General features: G+C 60.1%; 2 protein-coding genes. Both read right to left on the bottom strand.

Annotation, left to right across the window (positions count from 1 at the left end; genetic code table 11):
• A partial coding sequence (locus tag NKJ46_RS34625) for a phage holin family protein (protein WP_352671835.1) occupies positions 1-152 on the bottom strand: 152 nt, incomplete at its 3' end.
• Positions 149-1,010 (bottom strand): hypothetical protein (locus NKJ46_RS34620; protein ID WP_352671832.1); only part of this gene is annotated, 862 nt, incomplete at its 5' end. The genes NKJ46_RS34625 and NKJ46_RS34620, both read right to left, overlap by 4 nt.

Genomic DNA, 1,010 nt, shown 5'->3' with positions numbered 1-1,010 from the left:
ATTACCTCCACGGCGCCGGCGCCGGCCTTGCTTACCTTTTCCGACATTTCAGCCCGCAACAGCCTGCTTTCGGTTTGAAGCAGTGTTGTGACCTGCTGTGCCAGATCGCTGACAAGGGTTGTCAGGCTGCGAGTGTCCTGGTTGTCAGTCATGGGTTTCGCTCCAGGCTTGCATTGGCCCAGTCATCGCCGGATTGATCGGATCTTAACGGGGCTGGCTCAACTGGCTCTGCCGATCGCCACCCCGACTCACTCGAACTAGGACCCGTCTCGGTCGCCCGGCCTGTTCCCGACTGGCCCGGTGCTCCGCTTTGGGCAGAGGGTGGCGAGCTCTTGATGAACCGTCCCAACGCCAGCCCTGCCAATACCGAACCGGCGATCAGAGCCCCCGAGTTTTCGCGGCCGAACGACTGGATTTCGCCAAGCACCTCGTGGAAAGGCTTGTCCTTCAGGGACGAGGAAAGCCGCTCGAGCCCGCCTGCGGCGTCAAGGGCGAATTTCGAAGCGGTCCGTTGATCATTGTTGGCAAGATGCTCGCTTGCCGCGCGCAATGCGCCGCTGAAGGCCTTGAGATTGGCGCTCACGTCGCGCTGCGTTCCCTCCGCCTTGTTGAACAATGCTTGCTTTGCTTCCGATGCGTAATCGCCGGCTTTCCTGGTGATCTCGTCACGCGCATCGTGGAGCGCTTCCGTCGCGGTCTGCTTTTCGCGTTGTAGTCTTTCCGAAAGCTCGCTTCTGGCTGTGTCGAAATCGGCCGTCTGACGGCCCTGATCGTCCTGGTCCTGCATGGTGTCTCCTAGTGGAATCCGAGGAAGGAGAGGATCGCAAGCACGACGACGACGAGGCCGATGAGATAAATGACATTGTTCATGGCGCAATCTCCTCCACTGCGCACCGAACTTGCCTGTGCTTCCCGTGTTCCCCGCAAGCGTCATCTTTTTTGGTAAGCGAAGCCTAACCAGCCTCAAGGCGGGATCTTGTCCTGTGCCGATGGCGGTGAGCGCGCGGTTG

Source organism: Mesorhizobium sp. M0166, from assembly GCF_040322255.1.
Lineage (GTDB): Bacteria > Pseudomonadota > Alphaproteobacteria > Rhizobiales > Rhizobiaceae > Mesorhizobium.
This window is presented reverse-complemented; position numbering and strand designations above follow the sequence as displayed.